Origin of the sequence: Larsenimonas salina (genome assembly GCF_023736155.1) — a bacterium.
GTDB lineage: Bacteria > Pseudomonadota > Gammaproteobacteria > Pseudomonadales > Halomonadaceae > Larsenimonas > Larsenimonas salina.
The window spans coordinates 150,492-167,154 of record NZ_JAMLJJ010000003.1 but is presented as its reverse complement, the minus strand read 5'-3'; the positions used below and the strand labels follow the sequence as shown (position 1 = coordinate 167,154).

Annotated in this window: 12 protein-coding genes; 4 read left to right on the top strand and 8 right to left on the bottom strand. The window is 61.8% G+C overall.

Going from position 1 to position 16,663, the window contains the following annotated elements:
• Positions 1–109: 109 nt before the first annotated feature.
• The gene (locus NAT23_RS07850) at positions 110–1,192 is read right to left on the bottom strand and encodes a sulfite oxidase (protein ID WP_251927085.1); all 1,083 of its coding nucleotides are present in this window, start codon (positions 1,190–1,192) and stop codon (positions 110–112) included.
• A 247-nt stretch (positions 1,193–1,439) separates the two neighbouring features.
• Here NAT23_RS07850 and NAT23_RS07845 point away from each other — a divergent pair, with 247 nt between their 5' ends.
• Positions 1,440–2,972: a carboxylesterase/lipase family protein gene (locus tag NAT23_RS07845; RefSeq protein WP_251927083.1), complete on the top strand. Its 1,533-nt coding sequence runs from the start codon at positions 1,440–1,442 to the stop codon at positions 2,970–2,972.
• A 16-nt stretch (positions 2,973–2,988) separates the two neighbouring features.
• Here the strand turns inward: NAT23_RS07845 and pyrC are convergent, their stop codons facing one another.
• Both pyrC and NAT23_RS07835 read right to left on the bottom strand, forming a co-directional pair.
• On the bottom strand, positions 2,989–4,038 hold the full coding sequence (gene pyrC / locus NAT23_RS07840) for a dihydroorotase (RefSeq protein WP_251927081.1): 1,050 nt from the start codon (positions 4,036–4,038) through the stop codon (positions 2,989–2,991).
• A gap of 112 nt (positions 4,039–4,150) precedes the next feature.
• The gene (locus NAT23_RS07835) at positions 4,151–5,185 is read right to left on the bottom strand and encodes an SDR family oxidoreductase (RefSeq protein ID WP_251927079.1); all 1,035 of its coding nucleotides are present in this window, start codon (positions 5,183–5,185) and stop codon (positions 4,151–4,153) included.
• A 32-nt stretch (positions 5,186–5,217) separates the two neighbouring features.
• Here NAT23_RS07835 and NAT23_RS07830 point away from each other — a divergent pair, with 32 nt between their 5' ends.
• Positions 5,218–6,567, top strand: coding sequence for an MFS transporter (locus NAT23_RS07830; protein WP_350028322.1), 1,350 nt, complete (start codon positions 5,218–5,220; stop codon positions 6,565–6,567).
• A gap of 49 nt (positions 6,568–6,616) precedes the next feature.
• Here NAT23_RS07830 and NAT23_RS07825 read toward each other — a convergent pair whose 3' ends face one another.
• Positions 6,617–7,984 (bottom strand): beta-propeller fold lactonase family protein, encoded by a 1,368-nt coding sequence (locus tag NAT23_RS07825; RefSeq protein WP_251927074.1) that lies wholly within the window; start codon positions 7,982–7,984, stop codon positions 6,617–6,619.
• A gap of 765 nt (positions 7,985–8,749) precedes the next feature.
• Between NAT23_RS07825 and katG the strand changes: the two genes are divergently transcribed.
• Complete coding sequence (gene katG, locus NAT23_RS07820; RefSeq protein WP_251927070.1) at positions 8,750–11,038, top strand: catalase/peroxidase HPI; 2,289 nt, start codon at positions 8,750–8,752, stop codon at positions 11,036–11,038.
• Between the two features lie 137 nt (positions 11,039–11,175).
• Here the strand turns inward: katG and NAT23_RS07815 are convergent, their stop codons facing one another.
• Positions 11,176–12,204, bottom strand: coding sequence for a methionine synthase (locus tag NAT23_RS07815; RefSeq protein ID WP_251927068.1), 1,029 nt, complete (start codon positions 12,202–12,204; stop codon positions 11,176–11,178).
• 40 nt (positions 12,205–12,244) lie between these two features.
• A complete protein-coding gene (locus tag NAT23_RS07810) occupies positions 12,245–13,228 on the bottom strand; it encodes a DUF1852 domain-containing protein (RefSeq protein WP_251927067.1) in 984 nt (327 codons plus the stop codon).
• A gap of 346 nt (positions 13,229–13,574) precedes the next feature.
• On the opposite strand from NAT23_RS07810, the gene NAT23_RS07805 reads away from it, so the two are divergent.
• Entirely contained in the window at positions 13,575–15,038 is a 1,464-nt protein-coding gene (locus tag NAT23_RS07805) for a methylenetetrahydrofolate reductase C-terminal domain-containing protein (RefSeq protein ID WP_251927064.1), read from the top strand.
• 49 nt (positions 15,039–15,087) lie between these two features.
• Here NAT23_RS07805 and NAT23_RS07800 read toward each other — a convergent pair whose 3' ends face one another.
• Together NAT23_RS07800 and NAT23_RS07795 are read right to left on the bottom strand one after the other, a co-directional pair.
• Complete coding sequence (locus NAT23_RS07800) at positions 15,088–15,585, bottom strand: GNAT family N-acetyltransferase (RefSeq protein WP_251927062.1); 498 nt, start codon at positions 15,583–15,585, stop codon at positions 15,088–15,090.
• A 109-nt stretch (positions 15,586–15,694) separates the two neighbouring features.
• A complete protein-coding gene (locus tag NAT23_RS07795; RefSeq protein ID WP_251927060.1) occupies positions 15,695–16,561 on the bottom strand; it encodes an SDR family oxidoreductase in 867 nt (288 codons plus the stop codon).
• Between the last annotated feature and the right edge of the window lie 102 nt (positions 16,562–16,663).

The following is a 16,663-nucleotide window of genomic DNA, read 5'->3' as shown; positions in this document are numbered from 1 at the left end:
CACGCTCCTTGTGATGCGCTAATGAAAACCGTTCGCTTTAAAGGATGGTAGACCAAGGTCGATTTGCCAAATCCGTTTCTCCGTAATTCTTGCCTGATCCTCCAGTCGCTCATTCGACGGTGAGCGTGATCCGGTGCCACGAGGCGCAGAGATACCCTTTTGCGTTCCAGCTCGCGCCGGGGTGTTCCGGCTGGGTCTGGCCGGCGCCATCGAAGGCGCGCACCACCACCTCATGGGTGCCTGGGCCAAACTCGAGCGTCACCTGCCAGAGCGTCCAGCCCCAGCGGGCGTCGGGCTCTCGGGTAAGCGCTGCCTGATGCCAGTGCGCGCCCCCATCGGGTGATACATCGACGCGGGCCACCGAGCGGCCATTGGCGATGGCGTAACCCTCGATGCGCTGTCGACCCGCTGGCAGGCGGGCGTGATCGCGCGGTGAGCAGATGAGGGCGTTGAGCGGCATCTCATTGATGACGATGCCCTGTGACCAGTCCGCCTGCTCGAGACTCATGTGCGGGGGTAAGAGCTTATAGTCCCGCCGCTGAATCGGGGTGTCGGCTTCGGTCTCCCGCACTTCAATGCGATGCACCCACTTGGCGCTTCGAACGCCGGCCACGCCCGGCACGATCACCCGCAGGGGGTAGCCGTGCTCGGGGCGAAGCGGTTCGCCATTGACCGCCCAGGCGAGCAGGGTGTCGTCATCGAGCGCCTTTTCAAGCGGAATCGAGACGCCATACTGGAACCGCTCATCCTCCATTTCGACGTCATCAAGCCCGTAAAACGCCACATGGCCTTCATGCACCGATACTCCGGCGGCGTCGAGCACTGCCTTGAGCGGCACGCCGGTCCAGCGACCCTGGCCGATGGCACCGCCTGCCCACGGATCACCCGAGACCGGCGCGTGGGCGTGGTGGTCTGCCCGGCGGTTGCCGGCGCACTGAAGTACCGCATCGACGCTCTTGCTCGGAAACCGTGTCTTGAGCGCCTCGAGCGAAAGCGTTAATGGGCGCTCGACGAGGCCATCGACGCTGAGTCGATGCGTGGCCGAATTCAGCTCGGGCTGGGTGCCGTGGCTTCGTACGTAAAGCATGTCCTGCGGAGTGAAAGTGTGCGCGCCCAGACGGGCGATATCGGGCTCGGCGTTCAGCGGGTGGGTGCTGAAGACGGTGCGGTGCGAGGCTTGGTAAGCGGCCATTCAAACGCTCCTTGTTCGAGAGAGGCCTCCCCACTCTAGTACAGGCTCTAGTACATGCGGCCCCAGTGTGAGCGCTCAAGCGCACGGCGATTTCTTCACACGCCACAGGAACCGAGTCGATAGACGATAGTCGTAGCGTTTAACCAGATACGCCAGGATGTAGTGAATGCGACGGACAGCACTAGCGCTTGCAGCAGTTGCGCTTTCATGGATGAGCGTGACGACGGCCAACGCTTCGGAGGCAACGATGACACAATTTGAAGAGGGCGCCGTCAAGGGCGCTCACACCGAGCACGCCACCGTGTTCAAGGGCATTCCCTTTGCCGCGCCGCCGGTGGGTGAGAACCGCTGGCGCGCCCCTCAGGACGTGACGCCCTGGGAGGGCGTTCGCGATGCGACCCAGTTCGCGCCGAGCTGCCTGCAAAAACCGATGGACGGCGATGAGGCCCCGATCTACGACAACCTGTCGGAGGATTGCTTGTATTTGAATGTCTGGCAGCCGCGAGACGATCAGGAAAAGCACCCGGTCATGGTCTGGATTCACGGTGGCGGCTTCGTCAATGGCGGCGGTGCCAGCGAGATCTACAACGGCGAGCGCTTTGCCCGCGATGGGGTGGTGCTGGTGAGCATCAACTATCGCCTCGGGCGCTTCGGCTTTTTCGATCATCCGGCGCTTGAGGGGGAAGCTGGGCCGAGGGGCAACTTCGGGCTGATGGATCAGAAAAAGGCGCTTGAATGGGTGCAGCGCAACATTTCCCGCGTTGGGGGCGACCCGAATAACGTCACCGTGTTCGGTGAGTCCGCCGGTGGCAATTCGGTGTTGCAGCTGGCGAGCCAGCCCGAGTCGCAGGCGCTGTTCCAGCGCGCCATCGTGATGTCCGGCGGCGGTCGGGATCTGATGAACTCGGCTTATCCGCGCACCTCGGCCGACGACGACACCGGCAAGCCGCCCAGGAGTGCCGAGGCGTTCGGAATCGAGTTTGCCAAGTCGCACGGCATCAAAGGCCGCGACGCAGACGCGCTCTCAAGGCTCAGAACGCTACCGGCCGAGGCCATCGTTGGGGAGTTGAACATGATGACGCTGCCCGGTGTGCGGGCGCGTCAGCACGACTACGTCGGCGGGCCGTTCATTGATGGGCAAACGGTGGTGGCACCGGTCGCGGAGCGCTTCGAGCGCGGGCAGCAGGCGAAGGTGCCGCTGATGATCGGCACCACCGACAACGACCTAGGCTCGATGACCGCGGACACCAAGGAGGCGCTGTTTGCACGGTTTGGCTCGATCGCCGAGGCTGTGCGCGCCGAATACGACCCGGACGGCACCCGCTCGCTCAGCGATCTTGCCCGGGCGCTTGGTCGTGATGAAAAGATGAGCGAGCCGGCGCGGTTCATCGCCCGCAAGGCCCTCGAGCACAACCAGCCGACCTGGTTCTACCGCTTCGGCCACGTGGTCAGGGAAAAGCGCGGCGACTGGAACGGCGCGCCGCACGCGACCGATGTGCCCTACGCCTTCGACACGCTCGATACCCGCTTCGACCCAGCGACGCTCGATGACGCGGACCGACAGGCCGCGGCGGATTTCCACGCCTACATGGTCAATTTCGCCCGCGCCGGCGACCCCAATGGCAACGGTCTGCCGACCTGGCCGCGGATGAGTGCGCCCGATGGGCCACTTTTGAAGATGCCCGCGGTCGACCGGCCCGACGCGCTTGAGAAGGACCCCTGGACGTCGGCGCTGGATCTGGTCGAGCGCTACGTCACGCGCACCGATCGGCGCGCGTGAATGCGCGCTTTTTTGCTCAGTCGCGCGTGACCGACCAGGTCAAATCCTCGCCGGCCTTGTAGGGCACGAACGTCTGCTCGCCTCTGCCCACGCGCTCCGGCATGGCCGTCGGGGTACGGGTCAGGGTGACGCGTCCGTCATTGAGCGGCAGGCCGTAGAAGTTCGGGCCGTTTTCGGAGCAGAACGCCTCGAAGTGCTCGAGCTTGCCTTCCTGCTCGAACACATCGGCGTAGACCGACAGCGCCGCGGTGGTATTGAACACGCCCGCGCAGCCGCAGCCGCACTCCTTGGCGGCCGCCACGTGCGGGGCGGAGTCGGTGCCGAGGAAGAAACGCGGGTTGCCGCTGGTCGCCGCCTTTCTCAGCGCCTGCTGGTGCTCGGCGCGCTTGAGAATCGGCAGGCAATAAAGGTGCGGGCGGATGCCGCCGACCAGCATGTCGTTGCGGTTCTGCGCCAGATGCTGCGGGGTGAGCGTCGCGCCGAGGTAGTCATCGCCTGCCTCGACGAACTGCGCGGCGTCCCGGGTGGTGATGTGCTCGAACACCACCTTGAGCTCGGGGAACTGGCGGCGAATGTCTGTCATCACTTCATCGATGAAGTACTTCTCGCGGTCGAAGATGTCGATTTCATTACGGGTGACTTCCCCGTGGATCAGAAGCGGCATGCCAAGGCGCTGAAGCGTTTCCAGAAGCGGGTAGACGTCGGTGATGTTCTTGACGCCGTACTGGGAATTGGTAGTAGCGTTGGCCGGGTACAGCTTGGCGGCGGTAAAGAGCCCCTCCGCATGACCCTGACTCAAGGTCTCGGATGTGACGCTGGTATTGAGGTAGCAGGTCATCAGCGGGGTGAAGTCATGCCCGGCGGGCAGCGCGTTCAGAATGCGCGTGCGGTAGTCCCGCCCCATCTCGAGGGTGGTGATCGGCGGCACCAGGTTCGGCATCACGATGGCGCGGCCGAAGACGCTGCTGGTGTAGGGCAGCACGGTCGCGAGCGTGTCGCCATCGCGCAGGTGCAGGTGCCAATCGTCGGGGCGGCGGATCGTGAGGGTCTGGGGGGCGGTAGTCATCGGGGCTCCTGGGCAGGGAAATGAACGCGGCTCATCATACCAGAGCCCCCGGCGTGTGTTGGGTGTTCTTGCACGTCGTGCGTGGGTGCAAGACGTGCAAGAACGGCGATGGTTACAGGAAACGACGCAGGCGTCGGCGGCGCGATTGACGCGTGCACTCGCCACCGATGAGAAGGCCGAGAATCACGCCGGCACCGGCGACCAGCCCGATTTCCTTGCGGTGGGTGGCGGCCCAGAGCTGCGCACTGTGCGGCCGGGCCTCGTTGGAGAAGCGGCCACGAGTGCCGCGCTCACCGGGGACCGTCGCCCACAGGTTGTCGGGACGGGTGGGGTCTTCGGCCTGGTTGCTCTGTTGACCGCCGATGGCGTTGCGAGCGAGATAGCGGTCCATCAAGCCAGGCGCGATGCGGCTGCCGAGAATCGTCATCACCGAGGAGGCGCCGACCCACAGATCGCGGCGACGGTTGTGCGCCGCCCAGTAGACGGCACGGGCACCGACTTCCGGCTGATAGACCGGGGCGACCGGGCGGGCGCGGCGCGGCAGGTGGCTCTTGCACCAGTCGAACTGGGGCGTGTTAAGGCCCGGCATTTCGACCATGGTGAGGTGAATGCGGCTCTTTTCGGCGATCAGCTCGCAGCGAAGGCCTTCGGTGTAGCCCTTGATCGCGTGCTTGGCGGCGCAGTACGCCGTTTGCATCGGGATGGCCCGATACGCCAGGGCCGAGCCGACCTGGACGATGCTGCCGCGGTTGCGCGGGCGCATGCGCTTAAGCGCCGCCATGGTGCCGTAGACGTTGCCAAGGTAGGTGACCTCGGTCACGCGTTTGAACTCGTCGGCGCTCATGTCATGAAAGGCGGAAAACACCGTGGTCATGTGGGCATTGACCCAGACGTCGATCGGCCCGAGCGTGTTTTCGACCTCGCCGGCGGCGTGGTCGAGCGCGTCGCTCTCAGTTACATCGAGACTGAAGATCAGCGCCTTGCCGCCGGCGGCTTCGATCTCGTCCTTGAGGGTGTTTAGTCGGTCCTCGTCGCGGGCGATCAGCCCGAGTTGTGCCCCGTGGCGGGCGAATTCGAGCGCGATGGCGCGGCCAAGGCCTGCGCTTGCGCCGGTGATGACCACGGTTTCCTGAGTGCGTTGCGCCATGACGTGTCCTTGTCGTGGTGGGTAAATGATCCGTGCCTGCAGAGCGTAGTGGAGATGGCCCGGTTAAGCCTTGTCGAATTCACGGCGCAGGCGTCGGCGAGGGCTTCGCGATACGTTCGCCGCGCAGCGCTCGCCACGTAACGGGCGTCTATGCTGTGTCCTGGTTCGAGACACAATGGTTCAAGACAGATATGCAAAAACGAGTTACCCCTTCGGCCCGCGATGCCCGTCATCTTGTTGCCATCGCGTTCGTGTTTACCGTCACGATGCTTGGCACGACCCTGCCCGCGCCGCTGTATCCGATCTACGAGCAGCGCTTTGATTTTTCCTCACTGATGGTGACCGTTATTTTCGCCACCTACGCCGTTGGAGTGTTGGCGGCGCTGGTGCTCTGTGGGCCATGGTCGGACCAGGTCGGTCGTCGCCCTGTGCTGTTCGGTGGGCTTTTCTGTGCGCTTTTAAGCAATGTTTTTTTCATCCTTGGCGGCGGCCTTTGGCCGCTGCTTGTGGGCCGGTTTTTATCGGGGCTGTCGGCGGGGCTCTTTACCGCGACCGCAACGATTGCCGTGATCGAGCTTGCGCCCGAGGCGCTCAAGAGCCGGGCGGCAATCGTTGCAACCGCGGCCAACATGGGCGGACTCGGGCTTGGCCCGCTCACGGCCGGCGTGCTGGCTGAGTACTTGCCTGCGCCGCTGGTACTGCCGTACGTCTTGCATACGGCGCTGATCATGCTTGCAGGCGTTTTTCTGTGGCGCTGCCCGGAGACCGTGAACCGGCCCGAACGCCCACGGTTTCATCGGCAATCCTTCGGCGTACCGAGTGCGGTGCGTTCGGTGTTCGTGCCGGCCTCGATCGCCTGCTTCGCGGGCTTTTGCGTGATGGGGCTTTTTACGTCACTGGTGCCGAATCTAATGGGCACGCTGTTGCACGTCGACAATCACTTGATCGTGGGTGCGGCTATTTTCGTGGTGTTCATCGGCTCGACCTTTGGGCAGATGCTTCAGCGAACGCTTTCCGACGCCACGCGGCTGCCGCTCTCGACCGCCGTGCTGATGCTTGGGGTGGCCTGTCTGTTTGGTGCCGTGGCGCTTGAAGCCTTCTGGGCGTTGATCGCAAGCGCTCTGATTGCAGGTGTGGGGCAGGGCGGGGCGTTTGGGGCAAGCATTTCAACGCTTGCCCGCCAAAGCCCCGAGGCGCAACGCGGCGAGGTCACGGCGCTGTTGTTCGTGGTGGCCTACATCGCGATCTCACTGACGGTGGTGGGGCTTGGCGTGGCGGCAACGCTCATGGGGCTCAAGTCGGCAGGCCTTTTGTTCACGGGGCTTGTGGCCGCGCTTGCCGCCCTCGCGTTGATCGGGCTTTTGCGGTTGAACGCGCGCTGAGTGTTCGCCCCGAACGCCGGCGCGGCGCTCGGGGCTGTCGGCACAGGCGTTAGCCAAGCACCGGACCAAAGGCGACGTCGACCGGCACCGGGCTTTCCTGAACGCCCGACAGTGACAGCTTGCCGGTGCCTGAATCGATGTGGAACACCGCGATGCTGTTCGAGTTCTGGTTGCCGACGTAAAGGACGTTTCCGCTCGGGTCGAGGTTCATGCCGCGGGGAATTTCGCCTTTGGTGTCACTCCAGCCGTTGTGTCGAAGTGTGCCGGTGGTCTGATCGACCGTGTACAGCGCGATCGTATTCATGCCGCGGTTGGTGGCGTAGAGCCAGCGGCCCGAGGGGTGAATGCGAATCTCGGCGGTGGTGTTGGTGCCCGAAGGCACCTCGCCGGGGTTTTCCGGGTTGGCAGCGGGGCGAACGAAGGGGGTGTTTTCCGGAAGCGTTGAGATCGACTGCTTCCAGATCAAGGCGCCGCGCTCGGGCTGTACGTCGAGCACATCGATGGTCGAGGACAGCTCATTGATCACGTAGGCCTGAGTGTCGTTTGGATGAAACACCATGTGGCGCGGCCCGCTGCCGGAGGGCACGTTGGCGAAGGGTACGGGGCCGGGCGTCAGCGTGCCCGCCTTGGTATCGAACTGCCACACCGTGATCCGGTCGCCGCCGAGGTCAATGCCGTACATGTGCTGGCCACCGGGGTTGGCAACCATCATGTGCGCGTGAGCGCCTTCCTGGCGCACGCCGTCCGGCCCTGCGCCGTTGCCGGTCAGCGTGACCTGATCGGACAGCTTGCCGAGTTCGCCATTTTCAAGCAGCGGATAGACCGAGATGGTGCCGTTGCCGTAGTTGGCGGCGAAAAGATGGCTGCCGGAGGGGTGCACGCTGCAGTGACACGTCCAGGCGCCGTGGGCCGGGCGGGTATTCAAAAGGGTCAGCCGGCCGGTCGTTTGATCGATGCGGTACGCGCTGACCCGGCCGAGCGGCGCACCGCTGTCGTCGGTGCCGAGCTCATTGACGCTGTAGAGAAACCGCTCGGAGGGTGCCATGGCAAGAAAGGACGGGCTATCGGTATCCAGCACTTGAATCTGCGACAGCTGGCCATTGTCGGGGTTCATTTTGAACACGTAGATCCCCTTGGCCGTACTGGTCTCGGTGCCGCCCGGCGCCGTATGGGGCGCGGTGTAGGTGCCTACATAAACGGCTCGCGCGGTTGGTTTTTCTCCGGAGGTCACGGACGTTTGTGCCCAGGCGTTGGGGGCAAGGGCCAGCGCAGCAGACGTCGCGCCCAGTGTTTTCAGGAAGGTGCGTCGGGCGTCTCGGGTGCTCTCGTGTGGGGTGCGGTCGGTGAAGAAGGGCGGTCGTGAGGGCATGGCGCAGTGGTTCCTGGGGTCGTTGTCGTGGGTAACCAACCTCCCCATTTACGGCTCATTGGGCAATGCCACTTTAGATAAATGCAGTCATGGCCCGCATGTCAGTCCACGCGCGATGTGATTGATGCTGTTCTATCCACAGCCGGTTTGCGCACGACTCACTGCCGCTCGCGCAAGGTGTATAGCTTCTCGACGCAGTAAGACCACGTTAGGTGATTTGACAGTGAAGCTGCGCTACCTACGAGTGGCGTACATAGGTGCGTCGTCGACCTGAGATAATGGGGTCTACGTTATGGGTCTGATATCGATCATCAGAGCCAGCGGCGTATAACGGGGCGGTTCATGAATGAGGCGGTAGCGCATGACGTGCGACCATCGTTTTGAGTGTTATACGGGGTGGGTAAACGACGGGAGTAAACGACGGGAGTAAACGACGGTGGGGCGCGACTTGAGGCGTTAATAAAACTCGGGGTGCCGGCGCGCTCAAGGCGTTCAACTTTCCTTGCACCACCGCGCGCGGCAAAGGATTCATGCCGTAGTGGGTGCAGGGATGGAGCCTATAGTGTTGCGCCTCGACCCGCTCATCGATCCCTCGCACGCGCCGATGCATAGCGTGTGTTGAACGAATGGTTAGCGAGAATTCATCGTCGAAAGCGCGCGCGCACTTCCGAGTCTACCTATCCTCTGGTATCGGCAATCACACCAGAGCGCGGCGGCGAAGGTACGTCGTACCGCGCCATCGACACATCGTCTTCGGTGTTACCGATGCCATGCCCCATCGGCGATAGAAAAACGACGTTAAGGACATACAGCATGAGCGAAGAGATCAAGATCGGCGGTAAGTGCCCGTTTGCTGGCAATTCGGTGGGTGGTGCTGCCGGTTCCGAGCCAACCACCGACCACTGGTGGCCCAATCGGCTCAAGGTGGAGCTTTTGCATCAGGACCCGCGCGAAGCCAATCCGCAGGATGAGGATTTCAACTACGCCGAAGCCTTCAATCAACTGGATCTGGCCGAGGTCAAAAAGGACATCAAGGCGCTTTTGACCTCATCACAGGACTGGTGGCCTTCGGACTACGGCAATTACGGCCCGCAGATGATTCGCATGGCGTGGCACTCCGCCGGCACCTATCGCATCGCCGATGGTCGTGGGGGCGCCGGTGAAGCCATGCAGCGCTTTGCCCCGATCAACAGCTGGTGGGACAACGGCAACGTCGACAAGTCGCGGCGTCTTTTGTGGCCAATCAAGCAGAAATACGGCGCCGCACTTTCCTGGGCGGATTTGATCGTGCTCACCGGCAACTGCTCGCTGGAGATCATGGGCTTCCCCACCTACGGCTTCGCCGGTGGTCGTATCGATGCCTGGGAGCCGGATAACCTGACCTACTGGGGCCCTGAATCCTGGTATGGCAAGAAGATCGAAGACGCTCCACATGGCTCGTTCGAAGGCCATCCGGACCAGATGGTCAACCGCGACCTGCGCTGGACCGGGGAAGCCGGTGATGAGAACTACGATCTCGAAGCGCCGCTGGCGGCATCGAATTCCAACCTGATCTACGTCGACCCGGAAGGCTCCGCCAAAAAGGGCATCCCGGAAGATTCCGCAGCCGATATTCGCATCACTTTCGGCCGCATGGCGATGAATGACGAAGAGACCGTGGCGCTGATCGCTGGCGGTCACGCCTTCGGTAAATCTCATGGCATGACCCCGCCGGACCAGATCGGCTTCGCGCCTGAAGGCGCCCCGATGGAAGCGCAAGGGCTTGGCTGGCACAACCCGCGCGGCAAGGGGAATGCCGAAGACACCATGACCAACGGGATCGAAGGCTCCTGGACTCAGAATCCGATCCAGTGGGACAACAGCTATCTCGAGAACCTGTTCAACTTCGAGTGGGAGCAGACGAAAAGCCCTGCAGGCGCCCTGCAGTGGACGCCGGTCGACAAGAACGCTCCGCGTACGCCGGACGCGCACCTTGAAGGCGTCGATCATCCGCTGATGATGATGACCTCCGACATCGCCCTGAAGGTCGATCCGTCCTATCGCAAGATCTGCGAGAAGTTTCTCGAGGACTTTGACTACTTCACCGACGCCTTCTCGCGCGCCTGGTACAAGCTGACTCACCGCGATATGGGGCCGAAGGCGCGCTATCTCGGCCCGGAAGTCCCGCAGGAAGATCTGATCTGGCAGGACCCGATTCCGGCCGTCGACTTCGAGCTCGTCGATGCCGGTGACATTGCTGACCTCAAGCGTCGCATTCTCGACAGCGACGTCAGTGTCTCCCAGCTGGCCGCCGTGGCGTGGGGCTCTGCCTCCACCTTCCGTACTTCCGACAAGCGCGGTGGTGCTGATGGCGCCCGCATTCGTCTGGCGCCGATGAAGGACTGGCCGGTCAATAATCCGGATGACCTTTCGACGGTGCTCAACGTACTGGAAGGCATCAAGCGTGAGTTTGATGGTGCCCAGAGTGGCAACAAGAAGGTCTCGCTGGCGGATCTGATCGTGCTGGGCGGCTGTGCGGCCGTTGAAAAGGCAGCAAGCGATGCCGGTGTGTCCGTTGACGTGCCCTTCACGCCGGGCCGCAATGACGCCACCGCCGAACAGACCGACGTACAGACCTTCCGCTGGCTCGAGCCGGTCTCCGACGGTTTCCGAAACTTCCATCGCGATGACATCACCTACAACGTCTCGCCGGAAGAGATCTTCATGGATCGTGCAGCCCTGCTGGGTCTGTCAGCGCCGGAATGGACTGCTCTGGTGGGTGGCCTGCGTGTGCTCGACGTCAATGCGAAGGGCGCCTATCACCAGCACGGTGTCTTCACCGACCGTCCGGGCGTGTTGACCAACGACTTCTTCCTCAATCTGACCTCACCCGATTTCGAGTGGAAAAAGGTGGATTCCGAAGGGCTGGAATTTACGCTCAATGATCGCAGGTCAGGCGAGACGAAGTTCAAGGCGACCCGTTGTGACCTGATCTTCGGTGCCAACTCTCAGCTGCGTCAGCTTGCCGAGTTCTACGCCCAGAAGGGCGGTCACGAAAAGCTCGTGCGTGACTTCGCGGCGGCCTGGAACAAGGTCATGATGCACGACCGCTTCGACGTCTAAGTCCGTCTTTCAGGCAAGACGTCAAACAAACCCCGGCGCCTTTGGCGCCGGGGTTTTTATGTGGCCATACAGGCCGCTGAGACCTGTCTTGATTCTTGACGCTGTCAGAAAATCCAGGCGTTTCAGACCCCCTGTGATCAGAGGGCAAGTTCGTTTCGAACAAGGGCCGCGCCTGCGCTCAAGGCGCTTAACTTGCCGCGTGCCACCGCGCGCGGCAAGGGGGTCATGCCGCAATTGGTGCAGGGGTAAAGTTTGTCGGCATCCACGAATTGCAGGGCCTTTCGCAGGGTCTCGGCGACCTCTTCGGGCGTTTCGACGGTGTGGGTGGCCACGTCGATCGCGCCGACCATCACTTTCTTGCCGCGTATGAGTTCGATCAGTTCCATCGGGACGTGTGAGTTCTGGCACTCGAGCGAGACGATGTCGATGTTTGACGCCTGAAGCTTGGGGAAAATCTCCTCATACTGGCGCCACTGCGACCCCAGGGTCTTTTTCCAGTCGGTGTTGGCCTTGATGCCATAGCCATAGCAGATATGAACCGCGGTCTCGCATTCAAGCCCTTCGATGGCCTTCTCGAGCGCCGCGATGCCCCAGTCGTTCACCTCATCGAAGAAGACGTTGAATGCGGGCTCATCGAATTGGATGATGTCGACGCCGGCGGCGGCCAGCTCCCGAGCTTCCTGATTGAGCGCCTTGGCGAACTCCCAGGCCAGCTTTTCGCGGCTCTTGTAGTGGTTGTCGTACAGCGTATCGACCATGGTCATGGGGCCGGGCAGGGCCCACTTGATCGGCTTTTCGGTTTGCTTTCGCAGGAACCTGGCATCGTCGACGAAGACCGGTTTCTCGCGCGCGACAGGGCCGACCACCGAGGGCACGCTGGCGTCATAGCGGTCGCGAATCTTGACGGTCTTGCGCTGCTCGAAATCGACGCCACTGAGGTGTTCGATGAACGTGGTCACGAAATGCTGACGCGTCTGCTCTCCGTCGCTGACGATATCGATGCCAGCGAGCTGCTGTTCGTGCAGCGACAGACGCAGCGCGTCCTGCTTGCCATCCAGCAGCTCTTGTCCTTCCAGCTTCCAGGGTGACCAAAGCGTTTCGGGCTCGGCAAGCCAGGTGGGTTTCGGCAAGCTGCCTGCCGTGGATGTGGGTAACCAGTTCTTCATGGTGAACGGCCTTATCGGTAAGAAATCAGTGGATGGAGAATCAGCAGGACGGGCGTTCAGACCACTGATCGAGAAACGGCTTGTAGGGCTTGATGAAGTGCTCTTCGGCAAACTTGCCCTGCTCGACGCCCAGTCGGCTGCGCTCTTCGCGGTCGTAGACAATCGGGGTCAGTGAATAGTCCGAGTGGTCAAGACGTGGCGTGTAGGCACGCCCGGCCACGGAGTTCGCGTTATAGATTTCGGGGCGGTAAATCTTCTGAAACGTATCCATCGTGCTGATGGTGCTGATGAGTTCCAGATTGGTGTAATCGTTGAGCAGGTCGCCAAAGAAATAGAAGGCTAGCGGCGCGACGCTGCCCTCCGGCATGAAGTAGCGAACGCTCAAGCCCATTTTCTTGAAGTACGCGTCGGTCAGTGAGTCGTCGTCCTGCTGATACTCGACGCCAAGCACCGGATGTCGGTTTTCCGTTCGGTGGTAGGTCTTGCTGCTGGAGACGCTGATGCAGATGATCGGCGGTTTCGTGAAATGGTGCTTATACGTGCTCGAGTTCACGAAGGACGTGAACAAGTTGCCATGCAGCGTTCCAAAATTATCCGGCACACTGAACGTGGTTCGGTTCCTGTTGTGCTCTGACAGCACGACGCTGAAATCGTAGTCCCGGACATACGAGGAGAAGTTGTTGCCCGCGACGCCCTCGATACGCTCACCGGTTCGGTGGTCGACAATGGTGGTCTTCAAAATCTCGATCAGCGGCAGTGCATTGCCGGTACGTGCGGCGTGGATCGTCATGTCAACGGATATGATATCCAGCTCGACGCTATAGCGATTGCCTTCCGGGTTGTCCCAGTGCGCCAGCGCATTGAAGCGGTTATTGATCATGGTGAGCGTTTTGCGCAGATTCTCCTGGCGCTTCTCTCCTCGGGCCAGGTTGGCGAAATTGGTGGTCGTGCGCGTACTGTCTGACGGGCGATAATGCTCATTGAAGCCGATGCGCTTGATGGTAAAGGTAAACTCTTCGCTCATGGCGACCTGCACTCCTGATTCCTGAAACTCGTCGTTTGCCCGAAGCCGTTTCTGTTCGTTGTTGGTCGGCCTGCGGCGCTGGCCTATCGCCGCCTCGGTCATTGAAGCAGCGCGGCTTTCATGCGATGGCCACGCGCCTTCCGACTCGATGGGGGGATTGATGGGCGTTTGAACGGTATTGTCGATGAGCCGGTATCATGAAACAAACTGAATATTTTCAAGTTTTATTTGAATTTAATTCATGTTTGGCAGCGCTGGGCCGGCTTTGCCTAGTGCCTTGGTTGTTCGATTATGTTTGATTCAGGCTGGATAACGCGCTCGATCCAGCATCAAAAGGGCAGCGATCATGTTGAGAAAAGCACTTAACGAGCACCGGTTCGTGTGCGTTGTCGAGTTTGTTCCGAGACGCTCTGCCGATCGCCTGCCGGGCTTTGAAAACCTCATGCAGCGCTCAACGCTGTGTGGCTGGCCGATGTTTGGGGCCATCGCCGACCGCGTCAGCAGCAGTGATGACCTCTCGCCGTCGGAGACGTTTTCAAAAGCGGCGCACCCCTTTCCGACACTGCTTCATTTTTCCGGCAAGAACCGTGAGCGGCGCGCACTGCTTGAGCAGCTGGACCGGATGGACGATGCCGGTCTGGATCAGCTATTGATACTGACCGGCGACCGGGTTCCAGGCCATGAGCCCGGTCAGCCCGTGCGTTATCTGGAATCCGTCTCTGCCCTGCAGATTGTCAGAAAGGCCAGGCCGAACTGGCTGCTTGGCGCTGCCCTGAATCCGTTCAAGTACCAGGAAGACGAAGGTGGGGCGCAGTACTTCAAGGCCGACAAGAAGCTTTTGGCCGGGGCCGATTTTCTGACCCTGCAGCTGGGGTTCGACGCGCAAAAGTACCAGGAAGCCCAAACGTGGGTGCGTGAGCGCCTCGCCCCCGTGCCGCTTCTGGCCTGCGTCATGGCGTTGACCGCCCGAAGCGCGACGCTTTTGGAGCACGTTCCAGGCGTCACGGTTACCCCGTCGATGCACGTGCTGCTGGCCGCAGAAGCGGCGGTTTCCCCGGCCTATGCCCGTGAACGCAGCCTTACCCGCCTTGGCGTGCAGATCATCGGGCTTGAATTGATGGGGTATGCCGGCATTCACCTCTCGGGCATTCATGCCCCGGAACAGCTGCATACGCTTGAACAAACGATCGAGGCCTTGAAACCAACGATTCAGACGCTCGAGCAGTGGCACGCCGCCTGGGCGATAAGCTGGCAGATGCCGGGGGTGGCCGAGGTGACGTTTCATCCAGAGGAAGCCGACTGGCGGCTGGGCGAGTCGCGCTCACGCGCGACCCGGACGGAGCGCGTTCGCTATCACGCACTGTCGGCGGCTCATTCACTGCTGTTCAGCCGCACCAATCCGTTGAGCAGAGGGTGGGGCTGGCTGCTCACGCGCAACGTCTGGCAAACGCCGCGCGGCAAAGTCTGGCTTCATCGGTTGGAGCGGGGCCTGAAACGGCCCACGGTCGGGTGTGATACCTGCGGGACGTGCCGGCTTGAAGACACGTTATACATCTGCCCGGAGATCTGCCCCAAGGGCCTTGCGAACGGGCCCTGCGGCGGAACGCGGCTCAACCGCTGTGAGTTCGGCGATCGCGAGTGCATCCACAGCGTCAAATACAGGACAGCCAAGGCCGCGGGGCAGACGCAGGTGCTAACGGATCGTCTGATTCCGTGCGTGGACGCCGACGCGCGCCATCAAAGTTCCTGGCCACAATGGTTTGACGCGTCGTCACCGCACAAGGCCCACGGCGATAATTCTCAGCGCTGAGCGCGAAAGGATTCGGTCGCCGCGGTCGACCCGTTGACGCCTGAAAAGCCTAGTTCGCACGCACCCGCGCCATCGTCAGCGCATCGACCATCACGCCGTCGCGGCGAGCGTAGAGGCGGTGGCGGCCTTCTTCCTCGAAGCCCGCGCGGGAATAAAGCGCGATGGCGGCGGCGTTGTCCGAGTAGACGTTCAGCTCGAGCCGGGTCAGGCCCAGCCAGTCATCGGCAAGCTCAAGCGCCGCGCCAAGAAGCCGGGTGCCGATGCCCTTGCCGTGATGAGTTTCGTCCACACCCATGCCAAGGCTTCCGACATGCCGCCTGCGCGGGCGGTGCTCTTCCACCAGCAGGCTGATCTGTCCGACCAATTGCCCTTCACGTGTTGCAACCAGCAGATGTTTGCCAGGCCCTGCGGCCATCTTTTCTTCCCACACCGAAGCGGGCGCGTATGGGAGCCCCAGGGTGTTGCGCTGAAGGGCAGGTTGCGAATAAAGGGCGTGAACCGCGGGGATGTCCTCGGGTTCGAGGGCGCGAATGTGAATGGGACTCATGGCAATACCAGGGTGGAGGCAGGCGTATCTACCCATATTGCCTGATGCGTGATCTAACGCAAAAAAGCAGCGCCTTGGCGCTGCTTTTTTGATCAATCACTTGATGCATTCAGCCGTTGACGACGGTGCCGCCGTTCGGGTGCAGGGTCTGGCCGCTGATGAAGGAGGAATCGAGCGCGGCGAGAAAGACGAAGCAGGGGCCGAGTTCGAACGGCTGGCCGGCGCGCCCCATCGGGGTGATTTCGCCGAAGCCTTCAAGTTTCTCGGGGTCGTAGGCGCCGATGGTAGCCGGCTGGAGCGGCGTCCAGACAGGGCCGGGGGCGACGGCGTTGACGCGCACGCCGCGGCCAACGACCTGATTTGAAAGCGCACGGGTAAAGCTGATGATGGCGCCCTTGGTCGCGCTGTAATCGATCAGGCTCTGCGGGCCGATGTAGGCGTTGATCGAGGCGTTGTTGATGATGGTGTCATCCTCGCCCAGATGGGGAAGGGCTGCGCGGCTCATGTAGAACAGGCTATCGACGTTGGTTTCGAACGTCGTTTTCCACTGCTCGTCGGACAGCGTGGTCATGTCTTCGTTGATCTGCTGGGTGCCGGCGTTGTTGACCAGCGTATTGAGTCCGCCGAAGGTGTCGAGCGTTTGCTGAATGACGGCGTCGCAGGTGGCGCGCTCGCGCAGATCGGCCTCGATGGCGAGCGCCTTCTGGCCTTCGGCCTCGATCATGCGCACGGTTTCATCGGCGTCGCTCTTTTCTTCCGCCAGATAGGTAAAGGCCACGTTTTCGCCTTCGCGGGCAAAGTGCACGGCGGTGGAGCGGCCGATGCCACTGTCGCCGCCGGTAATCAAGGCGACCTTGCCCTCGAGCTTGCCGCTGCCGCGGTAGCTTTCACGAATGACGTCCGGAGTGGGTGTCATCTCGGACTCAAGGCCGGGCAGGCGCTGCTTTTGGGCGTGAATCTTTGGGGTGCTGACCATGATCGATCTCCCTGATCGGTTAAGTGATGCGCATCCTGCGCATCGCATTTAGACTTTAGTTATGAGCGTTTGCTCACCCCTAAGGGATAGTCGCCCTCATGG

Bases quoted from the DNA above. Each gene is read 5' to 3' on its own strand.
- NAT23_RS07795 (WP_251927060.1), bottom strand. From the start codon at position 16,561: ATGGTCAGCACCCCAAAGATTCACGCCCAAAAGCAGCGCCTGCCCGGC.
- NAT23_RS07825 (WP_251927074.1), bottom strand. From the start codon at position 7,984: ATGGGGAGGTTGGTTACCCACGACAACGACCCCAGGAACCACTGCGCC.
- NAT23_RS07810 (WP_251927067.1), bottom strand. From the start codon at position 13,228: ATGAGCGAAGAGTTTACCTTTACCATCAAGCGCATCGGCTTCAATGAG.
- katG (WP_251927070.1), top strand. From the start codon at position 8,750: ATGAGCGAAGAGATCAAGATCGGCGGTAAGTGCCCGTTTGCTGGCAAT.
- NAT23_RS07800 (WP_251927062.1), bottom strand. From the start codon at position 15,585: ATGAGTCCCATTCACATTCGCGCCCTCGAACCCGAGGACATCCCCGCG.
- pyrC (WP_251927081.1), bottom strand. From the start codon at position 4,038: ATGACTACCGCCCCCCAGACCCTCACGATCCGCCGCCCCGACGATTGG.
- NAT23_RS07805 (WP_251927064.1), top strand. From the start codon at position 13,575: ATGTTGAGAAAAGCACTTAACGAGCACCGGTTCGTGTGCGTTGTCGAG.
- NAT23_RS07850 (WP_251927085.1), bottom strand. From the start codon at position 1,192: ATGGCCGCTTACCAAGCCTCGCACCGCACCGTCTTCAGCACCCACCCG.
- NAT23_RS07845 (WP_251927083.1), top strand. From the start codon at position 1,440: ATGACACAATTTGAAGAGGGCGCCGTCAAGGGCGCTCACACCGAGCAC.
- NAT23_RS07835 (WP_251927079.1), bottom strand. From the start codon at position 5,185: ATGGCGCAACGCACTCAGGAAACCGTGGTCATCACCGGCGCAAGCGCA.
- NAT23_RS07815 (WP_251927068.1), bottom strand. From the start codon at position 12,204: ATGAAGAACTGGTTACCCACATCCACGGCAGGCAGCTTGCCGAAACCC.